This window comes from Corynebacterium sp. UMB8791 (genome assembly GCF_054166365.1).
Genome location: NZ_JBSZCG010000126.1, coordinates 1 through 15610 on the forward strand (window position 1 = coordinate 1; position 15610 = coordinate 15610).

The following is a 15610-nucleotide window of genomic DNA, read 5'->3' on the forward strand; positions in this document are numbered from 1 at the left end:
ATGGGTTCCAGATTAGCTGTGTTGTCGCCGGGTCCCGGCGAAACCACTGAGGTGCCGGTAAACCGCTCCTTGGATATCGGTATCACGGTGTTGTCGGTGTCGCTGGTGTTGGTGTCGCTGGCGGCGCTGGCGCGGATGTCGCTGGATGAGGCGCTGCTGCACATCACTCTGGTGACGACGTTTTCCTTCCTCCTGTTCTACGGGATGACAGAGATGCACTACTGGGCAACCCCGGGCCGCGTGCTGTGGCTCGTGGGGTTGACCGGGGTGTGGATGCTGGACACGACGATCTCAGTGGTTGCGATGTACTGGGTGTTCACGCTGTTCTTCGTCTACATGCGCGCGTTCAACGACTGGCGAGGTATTGCCGGGGTTGCTGCTGGGCTTGTGATCACGGTGCTGGTACAGCTGCCGGATCATCTCACGCTGGGCAGCGTGTTGGGGCCGGCGCTGTCGGCGGTGGTGGTCCTGGCGATCAACTATGCCTTCACCACGATTACGAAGGTGAGCGACGAGCGCGCCGAGCTCATCAACGAGTTACTGGAGACACGCGAGCAGCTAGCAACTACGGAGCGCGCAGCCGGTGTGGCGCAGGAGCGGGAGCGGCTCGCGCACGAGATTCACGACACGGTGGCGCAGAACCTGTCCTCGATCCAGATGCTGCTGCACGCCGCGGAGCGCGACCTGTTGGCCACGGACCTTTCGGAGGAGGAGCTGGCGGCGCCGTTGAAGAGGATGGAGACGGCACGCAGGGCGGCGTCGAGAAACTTGGCGGAGACCCGCGCGATTATTGCGGCGCTGACGCCGGCGCCGCTGAGCACGACGTCGCTGGAGGAGGCACTGCGGCGCATCGCGGCGGACTTCGGTACGACGGGCGACATGGACATCGAGGTGGAGGTCGACGGTGAGCCGCAGCAGCTGCCGATGCGCATCGAGGCCGGCCTGCTGCGTATTACGCAGGGCGCGGTGTCGAACGCGGTGAAGCACTCCGAGGCGAGCCGCATGCGCATCACGCTGACGTTTGGGGATGACGAGGTCCGCCTTGATGTGGTGGACAACGGCAAGGGCTTCGACGTAGCGAGCCAGGCCAAAAAGCCCTCAGGGTTAGGCCATTTGGGCCTCGATGCCATGCGTTCTCGGGCCGAGGAATTGGGCGGTGAGCTGGCAATTGAGTCCCAGCCCGGCGGGCCGACAGCGCTTTCTGTGGCGGTACCGAGTAGTATCAAACAAAAGACTGACCAGGTGGAGAGGAAAACTTCATGATTCGTGTGTTGCTGGCTGATGACCATGAGATCGTCCGGCTGGGGCTTCGGGCCGTGCTCGAGGAGGCCGAAGACATTATGGTCGTCGGTGAAGTTGCCACAGCTGAGGGCGCGATCGCGATGGCGCAGGCCGGCGGCATCGACGTGATTTTGATGGACCTCCGCTTCGGCGCGGGCGTCGAGGGCACCCGCGTGACCACGGGCGCGCAGGCAACGGCGCAGATCATCGCCTCGATGACGAACCCGCCGAAGGTGCTCATGGTGACCAACTACGACACCGACGCCGACATCCTCGGCGCGATCGAGGCCGGAGCCGTCGGCTACCTGCTGAAGGACGCCCCGCCGGAGGAGCTCGTCGCCGCGGTGCGCTCCACCGCGCGTGGCGACGCCACCATGTCCCCGGTGGTGCGCGAGCGCCTCGAGACGCGCGACCGCACTCCGCGCTCCTCGCTCACGCCGCGTGAGCTGGAGGTGCTGCAGTTGGTGGCGGCGGGGTCGTCGAATAGGGAGATTGGCACGGAGCTCATGCTTTCTGAGGCGACCGTGAAGTCCCACCTCGTGCACATTTACGACAAGTTGGGTGTGCGTTCCCGTACTTCCGCCGTGGCGTCGGCGCGCGAGCAGGGCGTGCTCTAGTAGTAGGGGTGGGCTTCGTGGAATGCTTCCACGATGCCGAGGGGGATCTTGCCGCGGTTGGCAATGGGCAGGCCTTCGGTCTGCGCCCAACGGCGGATCTCGGCGGGGTCAAGGGCCCGATCGGTCGCGTCGCACGCCTCCCTGGCTGCTTCGACGTACGGCTTGAGCTGCGCCAGGAAGCGCTCTGCGTTCTCCGGCTTGAGGTCCAGCACGTAATTCTTCCCCTGTAACCCGAAGCGGATCACGCGAACATCCGCCTCGTGCAGGGGCGTGTGGTCCAGGTCGTCGAAAAACTGGGTGATATTTTGCCGGGCCATGAAGGCTGTCCTTTCTCCGGTACTCCCAAGAACGATACTTGGGAGTAGTGTTCGCGTTTGGAGGAAGTCTAGCAAATACTTTGGCCAATAATACTAATTAAGTTTCTTCTGCACTTCCGCGGACAGTTTCTGCAGGTCTTCATCAATAGAGTTGTGTGCCAGGCGCTGCTGTACCGGGTTCATGTGCTCGGCGTTTTCCACCGCGGTCTGCAGCTCCGCGAGGCGGACCTTCGCGTCGGTGGCGAAGCCCTTCGGCAGCTCGGCGGTCTTGACCTGGCCCTCGAGGGCGTCGACGCGCGACTTCAGCTGCCCGCCGCGCTCAGAAAAGCGCGAGACCTCCTGGGAGGACAGGCCGACGCTCTGCGCGCGCTGTTGTACCTGCTTCTGCTGGTAGGACGTCCAGCCCTTGTAGAACAGCGGCAACAGCACCGGCAGGAGCAGACGGGTCGCGCCGAGCCACTGCTTGGCCTTCTTCTTCGTAATGCCGGACTCCTCAATGCGCTGCAGATGCGCCTTCGCCAGCCGCTCCTCGTGCTTGCGCTTCTGCTTCAGGCCCTGCTTCTCTGCCTTCAGCAGGCGCTTCTCGGCCTTGTCCAGCAGCTTTGCGGTGCGGAAGTCCTGCTTCGCCTCCTCCTTGGCAAGCTTGCGGGCGTGCGCCTGCGCGGCCTTAATCTCAGCCTTGGCCTTCGTGCGTGCTTTCCGGATGGATTTGAACAGTCCCATGCGAGTTAACTCCTTTACGCTTCAGCGTTCGTTTGGACACCAACCTTACCTGTTTCTCCACTGCGCCTAGTAGAGTATTGCCCATTGTGAGTACGTCGAAGCAGCAGGATGGCACACGCATGCGGCCGTCGGATCTTGTGGGGTGCCGCTTCCGGTTCCGCCGGAGGTGCCAGTTCCCGGACTATCCGTCGCGCGAGGAGGCCGAGGCGCACATGCCGCAGCGCATCGCGGTGCAGGAAGCGGTACTCGCCCAGCTGCCTACCAAGCCAGCGCTTGGCGACGGCCGGCGCCGCCTCTTCACCCGCGCCGACGCCGCGGACGCCACCACCGAGGGCGTCTTTGACTTGATGCGCCGCGGCACCCACCTGATCACGCGGGCGACGCTCCATGGGGACATCGCCGGGGTGGCGGTCGAGGTGGACGTCGACATCCTGGTGCGCACCGCCGACGGGTACGTGCCAGTGATCATCTCGAACCACAGAGTCGCGCGCACACACCCGACCTCGACGCTGCAGGCCGTGCCGGTTGGGCGCCTCGGGCTGGGGGCACCACTGCGGGTAGCGGGCAAGTACCGCCACCACACCGTCGACGGCTACCGGCTAGCCATGGCGCACCTCCTGCTCGGGGAGCGCTCCGCGGGCCGCGGCGGCGTCATTGGGCAAGATAGGTCGCTGGCGTACGGAGTGGACGTCGAAAAGTATGTCGCGCCGCTGCTGCTCGCGCTCGCCGAGCCCACGCCCGAGCACCCAACCCGCTACAAACAATGCGCCACCTGCAGGTTCTGGCCGCTGTGCCTGCCTGAGCTCGAGGCGCGCGACGACATTTCGCTGGTGCTACCCGGCGGCAAGGGCGACCGCTTCCGCGCCCAGGGCATCACGACGGTCCAACAGCTTATCGACGCCCAGCTCGGCGAGCCTTCCCGCATCGCCGAAGCCTGGCGCGCCGGGATCCCCCTGCTCAGGAGACCGGGGCCGATCGATATTCGCCGCGCCGACGTCGAGATCGACATCGACATGGAGTCCTACATGGACCAAGGCGCCTACCTGTGGGGCACCTTCGACGGCGAGCGCTACCGGCCGTTCGTGACGTGGGAGGAAGTCGGCGGCGACGCGGAGGAAGCCAACTTCGGTGCGTTCTGGCGCTGGCTCCTCGACCAGCGTGCCCAAGCCCACGCGGAAGGCAAGACCTTCGCCGCCTACTGCTACGCCGCCGCCGGCGAAAACCACTGGCTGCGCATGTCCGCGCAGCGCTTCGCCAGCATCGACGCCAAGGAAGTCCAGGAGTTCATCGCCTCCGACGAGTGGGTCGACGTGTTCGCGGCGGTGCGCAAGCACCTCGTCGGTACCGACGGGCTGGGGCTGAAGGTGCTCGGGCCCATCGTCGGCTTCCACTGGGAGGACGACGACATGGACGGCGAAGCCTCCATCGACCGCCGCTTCGCCGCCATCCGGGGCGACGAGGAGGCAAAGCACACCCTACTGCAGTACAACGAAGACGACTGCCGGGCCACCCGTGCCGTCCGCGAGTTTCTCGACGCCGACGCCCCCGGGATCCCTTTGCTCTAGCTTTGGGGGTTTAGCGTCTGGTGTTTTAACGCCTGGTGTTGCGGGCCACTGCCGCGGTAATCAGCACCAGCACCACAACGAGGCAGGCCAGCACCATCGTGAACCCGGCCCACGGCAGCAGCTCGTACACCCAGCCCGACGCCGCCCCCACCATCGACGACCCCATGTAGTACCAGAACACGTACATGCTGGACGCCTCCGCCCGGTCACGCTCCGCGATGATGCCCACCCACGCAGAGGCCGTCGAGTGCATCGCGAAGAAGCTCGCCGTAAACACCAGCAGACCGGCCAGCAGCGCCACCAGGTTCGGTATCGCTGCCAGTACCAGCCCCGCAACCATCAGCGACGCCCCGCCAATCACCACGTGCCCGCGACCGTACTTGCTCACCAGCGCACCCGCACGCGACGCCGACCACGTCCCCGACAGGTACAGCAAAAACGCCAGCCCCACCAGCGACGGCGGCAGGCCAAAGTAGTCAATCGCGCGGAACCCCAGGTAGTTGTACAGGGAGACGAACACGCCCATCCCGATGAACGCCGTCGCGCACAGCGCGAGAATCCGCGGGTTCCTCGCGTGCCGAACCATCGCGCGGAACTCATTGCCCGGTCGCAGCTTCGCCTTCGGCGTGAAGTTCCGCTGCGCAGGAAGCAGGATCGCCGTTGCAATCGCCAGTGCAAATGCCGTCACGCTACTGGCTGCGAGCGCCCACCGCCACGACGTGACCGCCAGCAGCCCCGTCGGGATCAACCTGCCCGTCAGCCCGCCGATCGTGTTGCCGGCGATGTACAAGCCCATCGCGCCGGGCAGGTCCTTGGCGTCGAGCTCCTCGGAGAGCCAGGTCATCGCAACGGCCGGGGTGCCTGCAATCGCGATGCCTTGCAGGGCTCGCAGCAGCACCAGCTGTTCCATCGACTGTGCCAGCGGCAACAACAGGCCAATGCCCGTTGCCACCAGCGCTGACACGATCAGCACGCGCCCGCGCCCATACTTCTCCGAAAGTATCGACGCCGGCACCACACACAGCGCCAACCCGCCCGTCGCCGCCGACACCGTCAGCGCCGTGGTGGACGGGGAAGCGTCGAACGCCTCCGCCAGGGTGGGGAGTAGCGCCTGGGTGGCGTAGAGGGCGTTAAAGATTCCGAGCCCGGCGAGCAGCATCGCAATCGTTGCGCGACGATACTCCGGGCTCCCTTTCTTCATGCTCCATATCCTGGCACTTTGTGGCGGGGACCTCAAGGAGCGTTCAGGATGCATGCACCACATTCCTGGTTTTGGTGGACGGATTTGTAAAAGCCCAGGTCGGTTTGTGTGCGTGGTGGAATGTGGTGCGCAGGTCGTGAGACGGCCACCCGAAAACCGCTCCCGTCGACCTCTTTCGGTCGACCAACCCTGGTCAGCGCAGAATCGACAAAAACGTACCAAAATGACCGAAAACGCCGTGACCTGCATTGGTCGACCGGAGCAGGTCGACCGGAACGCAGAACCGCCGAAACAGGGAACAGGCCCGGTTAACCCCGTCCCCTACCCCCTCTTGCGTGACAGGTTAGCCTACCCTAATATTCCTAGTGGGTCCTGGTTCCTTCAACGGACTCGTCGTGAATACAGATAAAACCCGCCGTGTTTCATACCCCTGTATGAAACACGGCGGGTGGCCATGTAAAGCGCTCCTCGCGAGAGCGCCTTTAATCTAACAGAATTACATGGCGTTGTCTATACCGACTTACTTGGAAGCCGCTGCGAAGCGCTCGTTGACGTCGTCCCAGTTGACAACGTTCCACCAAGCCTTGACGTAATCGCCCTTGACGTTCTTGTACTGCAGGTAGAACGCGTGCTCCCACATGTCGAGCATCAGCAGTGGGGTGAAGTCAACGGAGATGTTGCCCTGCTGGTCGGTGAGCTGCTCAATGATGAGGCGGCCGGCGATGTGGTCGTAACCCAGGACTGCCCAGCCGGAGCCGTGCAGGCTGGTTGCAACACCGGAGAAGTGTGCCTGGAACTTCTCGAAGGAACCGAAGTCGCGGTCGATTGCCTCGGCGATTGCGCCGGTTGGTGCGCCACCTGCGTTCGGTGCCATGTTCTTCCAGAAGATGGAGTGGTTGGTGTGGCCACCCAGGTTAAATGCCAGGTTCTTGGACAGTGCACGCAGCTTGTCCGGGTTGGCGTCGCCGTTGCGCTCTGCCTCGAGGGCCTCGAGTGCGGCGTTTGCGCCAGCGACGTAGTTTGCGTGGTGCTTGTCGTGGTGCAGCTCCATAATCTCGGCCGAGATGTGTGGCTCGAGTGCGTCGTATGCGTATGGGAGCTCTGGAAGTTCGTAAACAGCCATTGTCAGTTCCTTTCGTTTGGGGGTTGGTGACGTGCCCCATAATAGACAAGAATCACATTCCCGCAATGGCGTACGCTAATTTTTATGGGTTTCTTGTTTGCACCGGAGCCGAAGCTGGTTCCTGAAGATCGCACGTTGCCGGGTCGTGATGAGCCGGTGTTGGCGCACCCGCGTCCGCATGCTGTGCTGGGGACGCCGATTACTGGCCCGTGGCGCGAGGGCCAGCGCCGCTTGCTGGTGGGCATTGGGTGTTTTTGGGGCGCTGAGAAGATGTTTTGGCAGATGGAGGGGGTGGAGTCGACGTCGGTTGGTTATGGCGGGGGTTCGACGCCGAATCCGACGTACCGCGAGGTGTGCAGTGGGCAGACGAACCACGTCGAGCTGGTGGAGGTGGTCTATGACCCGGAGCGAGTCTCGCTGAAGGAGTTGGTGCGCGCCGCGCTCGAGGCGCACGACCCGACGCAGGGGTTCCGCCAGGGCAATGATGTGGGTACGCAGTACCGCTCGGCGTTCTTCACCGACACGGAGCACGAGGCGCAGGACATCAAGGGGTGGGTTGCGCACTACGGTGAGCAGCTTATCGACGTCGGCTATGCCCCGATTACGACTGAGGTGCGATGGGGCGTCGATTATTACTTGGCGGAGGATGAGCACCAGCAGTACCTGCACAAGGTGCCGAACGGGTACTGCCCGCACCACTCGACCGGCGTGGAGTGTGGAATCTAATGTTGCCGAAGATTGTGGCGCATCGTGGCTTTTCAGCGATGTATCCGGAGTCGACGCACCTGGCGTTCGAGGCGGGCCTGAAGCTGCCGATTCACGGCGTGGAGTGCGACGTGCGGTTGACGCGCGACGGGCGACTGGTGGTGTTTCATGACGGCCTGGTGGACCGCACGACGAACGGGATGGGGCGCGTATCCACGATGGACTTCTGCGACCTGCGCGAGCTGAACTGCGGTACCGACGAGTGCCCGCAGCAGGTGATGCTGCTCGAGGAGCTGCTCGAGCTGCTGCAGGACTACCCGGACAAGCACCTCTATATTGAGACGAAGCACCCGACGCGCTACGGCCCCGAGGTGGACGAGGCGACATTTCGGGCGCTGGCGTACGCGGGCATGCTGGATTCGGAGCAGGTCACAATCATTTCTTTCTCGCATAAGGCGGTGCGGTATTTCACGCGGATGGCGCCCGATTTGCTCACGTATTACCTGTTTAGGGTGCGTGAGGCGAAGTGGAACCCGAAGAGTGTGATGCTGTCGAGCCCGTACGGGATTGGGCCGGGGTTAGCGCATGTGCAGCGGCGCCCGGAGCTGATCGGGAAGCATGGGTGCCCGACGTACGTGTGGACGGTCAACGACCCGAAGGATATGCGGTGGTGTGCCGAACACGGCATCGCTGCGATTGCGACGGACCACCCGCAGCTGGCGCTGCAGACGTACGCGGGGCTGCTGTAGCGCCTGTACGATGTGTGTCTATGGCTAAAAAGAACCGTAGAAAGCAAGAGAATCTCCCAGAGGGAATGAGCCGCCGCCAGGCGAAACTCGCTGCCCGCGCCGCTGAGCGCGAGGCGCTGCAGAAGGACCCGCGCCCGTACGAGGGCCTGGCCGCTGAGGCCGAATTGGTGGCGCTGCAGGAGTTCGTGCCGTCCGCAACCGCGCAGGTGACCGTGAAGGAAACCCCGGTGCAGCTGGTGACCGTGCTGCCAGGCGCCGTTGCGGCGATGGTGCGCGAGGGCGGCGAGCGCCTGGTCGCGCTGCAGGTTGCGGCGCACTCCCAAAACCCGGGCCGCGATCTTGCGTACGCCCTGAACTGGGTGCTGAGTGCCAAGGAGGGCGAGCAGCTCCAGTCCACCGCGGCCGACGGCCAGCAGCCGACCCTGAAGGACATCTTCCCGGTTGACGCCGCCTTGGACGTCACCTCCTACGACGACTTCTCCTGGTGGTTCCCGGAGGATGCCCAGGTTCCGCCGCAGATCCAGCAGGCGATGGCGGCCGCGAACGACGCCGTCATCCCGTCCGTCGAGGTCAAGTCGGACGCGCCGGAGGTTCCCTAGAGATGATGGGGTTGATAGGCCGGATCTGGTAGCACTGTGAGGTGTGTAAGGTGACTGGTACTAATTTACACCGAGACTAAAACAAAGCACACACGTGTTGGTATTGTTTATGGTCAAAAGTTTTGAGTGTTCTTCCGCGAAGAAGAGTTGAGTGTTTGCGTCCACTGTGCAGTGTCTGGCATAACATGCCTGTGCTGATTATTTGAATATTGTCGTTGTTATCAACAGTATTGTGTTGGCACGATTTTTGGTCGTGTCGGTGGTTGATGGCGGCGGGGAAACGCCCGGTCCCTTTCCGAACCCGGTTAGCTAAGCCCGCCCGCGCTGATGGTACTGCACCTGGGAGGGTGTGGGAGAGTAGGTTACCGCCGGCCTATAACTTCATTTTCTTGTGTGTGGTGAGTGTGTGTTGTTGTGGCACATACTCACCACACTTTTTTGTTTTGGTGGGGGTGTGCACCACGTGCGTGGGGGTGTGGTGTGGCTCGGGTGTGGGGGTGTGCGCACCAGATTCTTGCTTTGCCCTTAGTGCCAGTGTCGTTGTGTTTTACCAGTAGGTGTGTACGGCTTGCGGGAATGTGGTTTGTGGGATCCCAGGGGTGGTGACACAGGGACGCAGTTCTGTTGGTTGTTTGTGGTACACACCCAGGTTGTACAGGGGTGCGTGGTTTGTCATTGCGTGTATGGGTAGTACGGGTTGCTCGACACCAAATTTCCTTGCGCAGGGGGCGTGAGCTGGGGAAACGCCACCGCACAGTCTCGAAGACCCGGAATGTGGTGCACAGCTGCCTCGGCTACCGTTGGAGACACACTATTGGTACTCCGAGAGGGTTTATGGCCAGGGCACCGATGGGTCGGTCGTGAAGTGGACGGCCTTGCTGGAGAGCGGGTCGGTGAAGGCAACGGAAATGCATTCCAACAGCATTGGTTTGGTGAAGTCGTCCTCCCCAAAAGGATGTGGGACGGGGTAGATAGAGTCGCCGATGATGGGCACCCCGGCGTCCAACATCTGGATTCTCAGTTGGTGCGTGCGTCCACTGATCGGTTCGAGGAGATAGCGCCCGAGCGGTCCTTCCACTCCGTAGCGTTCTTGTAGCACTGTTTCCTCTTCTGACGGCAAACGGGACGCGCCAAGGAACATCGTTTCTGAATTGGGTTCCGCGCCGCGGACAATCTTGGAAGCAACTTCGCCGTGTTCTTTGACGATGTGATGCCGCCAAGGTCCGGCAGGTAGCGAAGGATCATAAGGAGCAACCGCGGAATACAGGCGGCGGACTTCTCGGCGGGCGAACATGTCCTGGTACGCCCCGCGGACTTCACGGCGCTTCGTCAGTAGCAACAATCCACTCGTCATGCGGTCGAGGCGATGCGCCGGTGTGAGCTCCTCGTTGCCGGTCTCGCGGCGAAGGCGGACGGTGAGGGTCTCCGTGATGTGGGCGGCGCGTGGCATCGTCGCCAAGAACGGCGGTTTGTTGACGACGAGGACGTTATCGTCTTCGAACACCACGGTGTGAGTAAACGGTACGGGAGTTTCGGGGGCGGGGCGTCGATAAAAGAAGACGTCTGTGCCTGGCTGCAAGATATCGTTGGGAGAGAGCGGGGTGCCGTCGCGCAGGACGACTTCGCCGACAGCGAAGCGCTGGAGGACGGCTGCGGCGTCGTCATCGGGGTGGCGGTGGCGCTGCCCCTTGATGACTTCGGTGAGGAAGTCGCCGGCGGTAATGGGGGCGTCGGGGACGCGGACTCGTGACGCGCCGAGGCCATCGCGCGGAGGCAGTGGCGGGGGCGACTTCCTTCGTTTTCTACTCATATCCTTTGCTAGATTAGTCGCTATGGATCTTGGAGCGATGTTGCAACCAGTACTGGCGTTCTTCAATGAAGGTATCGGGAAGGTGATCGCGGACGTGCTGCGAGCACTCTATGAGACGTTCTTCCCTGCGAACTCTGAGGGCGCGAAGCCCGTGGAAATTCCCAAATAAGGGCCACGATATCGATGTGGGTTTTGTCTACAATGGGGGTAGAAACTGCCTACCTTCTTGAGAAAGGGCGAAACACATGTCGAATGAAGAAATGGTCGTCGTAGCTGTGGACGGAAGCCCGGCTTCCCACAACGCGGTCCGCTGGGCGGCGAACACCGCCGCGAAGCGCGGCATCGCGCTGCAGCTGGCTGCAAGCTACACCATGCCGCAGTTCCTGTACGCGGAAGGGATGGTTCCGCCGAAGGAGCTGTTCGATGATCTGCAGAAGGAAACCATCCAGAAGGTCGAGGAGGCGCGTGACATCGCGCTTGAGGTCGCCCCAGATATCAAGATTGGGCACGCAATCGCTGAGGGCTCCCCGATTGACATGTTGCTTGAGATGTCGCGTACCGCGACCATGATCGTGATGGGGTCGCGTGGCCTTGGCGGGCTTTCCGGGATGGTCCTCGGCTCTGTGTCTGGTGCGGTTGTCTCCCACGCAAGCTGCCCGGTTGTGGTGGTCCGCGAGGACAACAACGTGACGGAAGAGAATAAGTACGGCCCTGTCGTAGTCGGCGTTGATGGCTCTGAGGTTTCCCGCCACGCAACGGAGGTCGCCTTTGAGGAGGCGCACGCTCGCGGTGCGGAGTTGATTGCGGTGCACACGTGGATCGATACGCAGGTGCAAGGGCCGGGCGCTGGGTTCTCTGTCACGGACGAGCACTGGAAGGCTGTGCAGGAGGAGAAGGACGAGATCCTCAATGGCTACCTGGAGGACTCCGCCGCGAAGTACCCAGATGTGCAGATCCGCAAGGTGATTACGCGTGACCGTCCAGTCCGCGCACTGACCGAGGCCGCTGAAGGCGCACAGCTCCTGGTCACCGGTTCCCACGGTCGTGGCGGGTTCAAGGGCATGCTGCTCGGCTCGACGTCGCGTGCGCTGCTGCAGTCCGCGCCGTGCCCGATGATGGTTGTTCGTCCGAACGACTAATCTCGCGGAACGCAACCAAGTCCCAGCGGTGCCGTTTCCAGATCGTTACCCGTTGGTGTCCGAATCGTAGTGGCATTATGCCCGAATGGGAGGCACCATGGTCAGTAGACATTAAACGATCGTTATAGAAGGAGACGTGCACATGCTGGGACTTGGCTTTTTCGGCTGGATTATTATCGGTGGACTTGCGGGCTGGATCGCTTCGAAGATTAAGGGCAAGGACGCCGATATGGGCATCGGCCTGAATATTATTGTCGGCATTATCGGTGGCCTGATTGGCGGCTGGTTGCTGGCGAAGTTCGGAGTGGACGTCGACAATGGCGGACTCTGGTTTAGCTTCTTCACCTGCATCCTTGGTGCGGTGATCCTGCTGACCATTGTCAACTTTGTGAAAGGCAAACAACGCCAATAGCCAGTAGCGCGAAAAGCGCGTGATGTATGTACCGGCCGGAGGGACACACCCCCGGCCGGTATTTTTCTTTTCAGAAACTACGGTACGCGGTATGGTGAACGTACTGGTTTGTCTACTAGAGATTTTGGAGGAGCAGTCGCGTGAGCAGCGGTACAACCAGCAAGGCAAAGAGTGCTTCCAGGAGGCGGAATCGTCCCAGCCCCCGGCAGCGGCTGCTGGACGCCGCCACGAAACTCTTCCAAGAAGAAGGCATCCGCGTCATCGGTATTGACCGTATTTTGAGGGAGGCGGACGTCGCGAAGGCGTCGTTGTACTCTCTGCTTGGGTCGAAAGACAACCTGGTCATCGCGTACATTGAGCGGCTGGACGAGGAGTACCGGCAGCGTTGGGCGGAGCGTACCGAGCACGTCTACGACGCGGATGGGAAGGTGCTGGCGTTCTTCGACATGGCGATTGAGGAGGAGCCGGACCGGGAATTCCGTGGCTCGCCGTTCCTGAACGCGGCGAACGAGTATCCGCGCCCGGACACGGAGTCGGAGGAGCGCATCGTTGCGGCGTGTAAGAAGCACCGCCAGTGGATGTACGACACGATTACGCACCTGCTCAGCGTGAAGAACGGCTACAACTCGGCCTCGCAGACAAATGAGCTTTTGATCTTCCTCGACGGCGGACTGGCGGGAGCCCGCTTCGTGCGCGATACCGCGCCGCTGGAAACCGCTCGTTCGTTGGCGAAAGCTACGCTTGGGACTCCTCCTGCTGACTATTCGATTTAGCCTCCCGCTGCACTTTCGACCGCTCTTTTTCGATGGCCTTTTTGGCGCGCTTCTCGTCGCGCTTGGCCTCGGCTAGGGCGGATTTTTCTGCGCGGATGTCGCGGCGAACCGCTGGGATGGTCGTCGGTCGCACGAGCGCGCCAGCCTTCTTGCGGCGCCAGGCCCGTTTGCGCTCGCGCTTCTCCCGCTTCTTTTCGACGTACGCTTCGCGCGCCTCGCGTACATGGTTGCGGTGAATCTCTTCGGAGGGGAAACGCTTTACAAGCAACGCCCAGAGCAGAACGGTCTGTGAGGCGGTCCAGAAGTTGTTGACTACCCAGTACAGCAGTAGCGCGATCGGTACGAGGCCGAGCAGGCCCGCCGTGGTCAGGGACAGCGCAATGAAGGGGATCATCCAGTACAGGAACCGGTAGCTGCCGCGGGTGAACGCGTTTTCCCACTCGAGGGTGGTGCGGTTGCGGATCTGGGAGAGCAGCAGGTTGATGCTGGTGAAGCAGATGGCGGCGATGAGCATCGGGATGGCCAGGCCGCGAACGGCGTCGACCGTGGTGCCGAGGGAGGCAAACTGCTCGGGTGTCATGGAGACGTAGGCGGGGAGGGGGACGTCGAAAAGCGTGGTGTTGCGGAAGCTTTCGATCTCGTCTGGGGTGAGCAGGCCGATCCGGTGGGCGTCGCCGACGTCGGGGACGGCGAGCCAGTACAGCAAGCGGTAGAGGCCGAAGAAGAACGGCAGCTGGATCATGGCGGGAACGCAGCCGGCGAGCGGGTTGTAGCCGTGCTCGCTGCGGAGTTTCTTGATGGCTTCGCGTTCCGCCTCGATGTCCTCGAGTGCGGTGGAGCTGCCGTAGCGGTCCGCGATGGCTTTCATGTGTGGCCGCATCATGTAGCTGGTGCGGCCTACCTTGTACGTCTTCCAGGAAAACGGTGCGATGGCGCCGCGCACTGTGATGACCAGCAGGATGATGGATGCGATCCAGGCACCTGAGACGGGGGCGCCGAGGACGTCGGCGAGGAGCCAGTGCCAGAACTGCAGCACGGCGGATACGGGATAGACGAGGATTTCCATCATTCGCTAATGTTAGGCCATGGTTTACCAACAACCCAGACGCAAGGTGCGCGCCTCCCAGGTGTTCGGCGAGGTGCTGCTGACCATCGGGGCGTTGTTGTTGCTGTTCGCCTTTTACGAGTCCTATTGGACGAATATCGCTTCCGGCAAGATGCAGAACGAAGCGCAGGACACGTTGTCGGAGCAGTGGAAGAACCCGCGCCAGCTGCGCACGCCACAGCTTGGCGACGCATTCGCGCGCATGTACATCCCTGCGTTCGGGTCGGACTACCAGTTCGCCATCATCGAGGGCACCGACGAGAATGAGTTGTTGGTGGGTCCGGGCCGCTACCCGGACACGCAGATGCCGGGCGAGCCGGGCAACTTCGCGGTGGCGGGGCACCGCGTGGGCAAGGGCGCGCCGTTCAATGACCTTGGGGCGCTGAACAGCTGCGACGCCATCGTGGTGGAGACACAGGATTCCTGGGTGACGTACCGTGTGCTGCCGATGGGCCTGGATCCGCAGGAACGCCGGGACGTGGCGGCGGGCTGCGTGCCAGCCGAGATCAACGAGCCGATCGCGACGGGCGAGTACCGCAACGTGGTGGGCAGGCACATTACGCTGCCGGGGGACGTGAACGTGATCAACCCGATCCCGGAGCAGCCCTCTATCGAGGTGCGCCCGGACATGCTGGGCATGATCACGCTGACCACGTGCCACCCGCAGTTTTCGAACGCGGAGCGCATGATCATCCACGCCGTGCAGACTGAGGTGCTGGCGAAAACACCGGGCGAGCAAACGCTGCCGCAGGCGATGTCGGAGGTGAAATAGACAATGTATGGAGCACTTTGGCGGATGCTGCCGGGGCCTACGCCGGTGAAGTGGCTGCTCGCGATCGTGATCGCGGTGGCCGTGTTCTTCCTGCTGATGGAAGTGGTGTTTCCGTGGGTGTCGGCACAGATGCCCTACAACGACGTTGCAGTGTAACGCCCTAGAGCTGCAGGTTCTTGATGGTCTCCTCGGCGACGAGCTGCGCCTTGATGGACTCGTCCTGGTTGGTGAACACGGTCACGGCCGTGTTGCCCTTGGCCACGGAGTAGGCGGCGCCGATCCGGTTGGGTACGGCCCCGCCGCCGTGGCGTCCGCCGTTCCACCCGGCTGGCTGGTTGGCTGGCTCGGTGTAGTCGATGGGTGTGGCCCAGTCGACTACGGCCATGGCGTCCTCGGGGCTGTCCATGTGCCGCACGATGACGGTCAGCTGCGGCTCGGGCGGGTAGGACCAGAACTGGCAGGCTGGGGGGTCGAAGCGGGCGTCGATACCTACGCCAGTGACGCGCTGGCCGTTGGCGTCGGCGACCCAGTCGGTGTCGAGGTATGGGCAGGGCTGCCACGCGTTGCGGTCGGTGGCGGGCAGGGCGTCGAGAGGCAGAGCAGCTTGTTGCTTCTCGACGCCCCCTTCGTCTGCGGGCGCCGGATCCGGGTCGGGGGCGACGCACCCGGCGAGGACGCCGAATGCCATGACTGCTGCGAGGGTGGGTAGTGTCAAACGC

The 15610-nt window shown here is 62.7% G+C and carries 18 protein-coding genes, 1 rRNA gene and 1 pseudogene; 13 read left to right on the forward strand and 7 right to left on the reverse strand.

The annotated features are described in order from the left end of the window. Window positions 1-1263, forward strand: a 1263-nt coding sequence (locus ACXIUA_RS08190) for a sensor histidine kinase (protein WP_256000742.1), incomplete at its 5' end; no start/stop codon positions are given. Next, a complete protein-coding gene (locus ACXIUA_RS08195; RefSeq protein ID WP_070361745.1) occupies window positions 1260-1898 on the forward strand; it encodes a LuxR C-terminal-related transcriptional regulator in 639 nt (212 codons plus the stop codon). The genes ACXIUA_RS08190 and ACXIUA_RS08195, both read left to right, overlap by 4 nt. Here the strand turns inward: ACXIUA_RS08195 and ACXIUA_RS08200 are convergent. Then, window positions 1895-2215: a histone-like nucleoid-structuring protein Lsr2 gene (locus ACXIUA_RS08200; RefSeq protein ID WP_070361746.1), complete on the reverse strand. Its 321-nt coding sequence runs from the start codon at window positions 2213-2215 to the stop codon at window positions 1895-1897. The two genes, ACXIUA_RS08195 and ACXIUA_RS08200, sit on opposite strands and share 4 nt — an antisense overlap. Before the next feature lie 93 nt (window positions 2216-2308). Next, window positions 2309-2938 (reverse strand): DUF6474 family protein, encoded by a 630-nt coding sequence (locus tag ACXIUA_RS08205; RefSeq protein WP_070361747.1) that lies wholly within the window; start codon window positions 2936-2938, stop codon window positions 2309-2311. Between the two features lie 86 nt (window positions 2939-3024). Here ACXIUA_RS08205 and ACXIUA_RS08210 point away from each other — a divergent pair, with 86 nt between their 5' ends. Continuing rightward, window positions 3025-4503, forward strand: a complete 1479-nt coding sequence (locus tag ACXIUA_RS08210) for a TM0106 family RecB-like putative nuclease (RefSeq protein WP_457976542.1) — start codon at window positions 3025-3027, stop codon at window positions 4501-4503. Between the two features lie 25 nt (window positions 4504-4528). Here the strand turns inward: ACXIUA_RS08210 and ACXIUA_RS08215 are convergent, their stop codons facing one another. Continuing rightward, window positions 4529-5704, reverse strand: coding sequence for an MFS transporter (locus ACXIUA_RS08215; protein ID WP_457976543.1), 1176 nt, complete (start codon window positions 5702-5704; stop codon window positions 4529-4531). A gap of 520 nt (window positions 5705-6224) precedes the next feature. Then, a complete protein-coding gene (locus tag ACXIUA_RS08220; protein WP_070361750.1) occupies window positions 6225-6827 on the reverse strand; it encodes a superoxide dismutase in 603 nt (200 codons plus the stop codon). Window positions 6828-6911: 84 nt separating this feature from the next. On the opposite strand from ACXIUA_RS08220, the gene msrA reads away from it, so the two are divergent. The 4 genes and pseudogenes from msrA to rrf all read left to right on the forward strand — a co-directional run bounded on the left by msrA (window position 6912) and on the right by rrf (window position 9254). Then, a complete protein-coding gene (gene msrA / locus ACXIUA_RS08225; RefSeq protein WP_457976544.1) occupies window positions 6912-7553 on the forward strand; it encodes a peptide-methionine (S)-S-oxide reductase MsrA in 642 nt (213 codons plus the stop codon). Beyond that, entirely contained in the window at window positions 7553-8281 is a 729-nt protein-coding gene (locus ACXIUA_RS08230; protein WP_457976545.1) for a glycerophosphodiester phosphodiesterase family protein, read from the forward strand. The genes msrA and ACXIUA_RS08230 overlap by 1 nt, the downstream gene beginning before the upstream one ends. A 20-nt stretch (window positions 8282-8301) precedes the next feature. Then, window positions 8302-8865, forward strand: a pseudogene (locus ACXIUA_RS08235) (DUF5926 family protein); the annotation flags it as partial. Window positions 8866-9135: 270 nt separating this feature from the next. Continuing rightward, window positions 9136-9254 (forward strand): 5S ribosomal RNA (gene rrf / locus ACXIUA_RS08240). 458 nt (window positions 9255-9712) lie between these two features. Here rrf and ACXIUA_RS08245 read toward each other — a convergent pair. Then, window positions 9713-10690, reverse strand: a complete 978-nt coding sequence (locus ACXIUA_RS08245; RefSeq protein ID WP_070479705.1) for a pseudouridine synthase — start codon at window positions 10688-10690, stop codon at window positions 9713-9715. A 22-nt stretch (window positions 10691-10712) separates the two neighbouring features. On the opposite strand from ACXIUA_RS08245, the gene ACXIUA_RS08250 reads away from it, so the two are divergent. The 4 genes from ACXIUA_RS08250 (at window position 10713) to ACXIUA_RS08265 (ending at window position 13014) form a co-directional block, all read left to right on the forward strand. Then, window positions 10713-10859 carry a hypothetical protein gene (locus ACXIUA_RS08250; protein WP_168156154.1) on the forward strand — a complete coding sequence of 49 codons (147 nt, stop codon included), beginning with the start codon at window positions 10713-10715 and terminating at the stop codon, window positions 10857-10859. Window positions 10860-10935: 76 nt separating this feature from the next. After that, window positions 10936-11829, forward strand: coding sequence for a universal stress protein (locus tag ACXIUA_RS08255; RefSeq protein WP_070361739.1), 894 nt, complete (start codon window positions 10936-10938; stop codon window positions 11827-11829). 142 nt (window positions 11830-11971) lie between these two features. Beyond that, window positions 11972-12241 (forward strand): GlsB/YeaQ/YmgE family stress response membrane protein, encoded by a 270-nt coding sequence (locus ACXIUA_RS08260; protein ID WP_070361740.1) that lies wholly within the window; start codon window positions 11972-11974, stop codon window positions 12239-12241. A 140-nt stretch (window positions 12242-12381) separates the two neighbouring features. Continuing rightward, window positions 12382-13014, forward strand: coding sequence for a TetR/AcrR family transcriptional regulator (locus tag ACXIUA_RS08265; protein WP_070361741.1), 633 nt, complete (start codon window positions 12382-12384; stop codon window positions 13012-13014). On the opposite strand, the gene yidC is transcribed toward ACXIUA_RS08265, so the two are convergent. Then, window positions 12977-14083, reverse strand: coding sequence for a membrane protein insertase YidC (yidC, locus tag ACXIUA_RS08270; RefSeq protein ID WP_070479703.1), 1107 nt, complete (start codon window positions 14081-14083; stop codon window positions 12977-12979). The genes ACXIUA_RS08265 and yidC overlap by 38 nt on opposite strands. Window positions 14084-14099: 16 nt before the next feature. On the opposite strand from yidC, the gene ACXIUA_RS08275 reads away from it, so the two are divergent. Beyond that, window positions 14100-14891, forward strand: coding sequence for a class E sortase (locus ACXIUA_RS08275; protein WP_256008282.1), 792 nt, complete (start codon window positions 14100-14102; stop codon window positions 14889-14891). A gap of 3 nt (window positions 14892-14894) precedes the next feature. Continuing rightward, on the forward strand, window positions 14895-15047 hold the full coding sequence (locus ACXIUA_RS08280; RefSeq protein WP_168156155.1) for a hypothetical protein: 153 nt from the start codon (window positions 14895-14897) through the stop codon (window positions 15045-15047). Window positions 15048-15051: 4 nt separating this feature from the next. Here ACXIUA_RS08280 and ACXIUA_RS08285 read toward each other — a convergent pair. Further along, window positions 15052-15610: DUF2020 domain-containing protein (locus tag ACXIUA_RS08285; RefSeq protein WP_457976546.1), on the reverse strand; the 559-nt coding region annotated here is incomplete at its 5' end.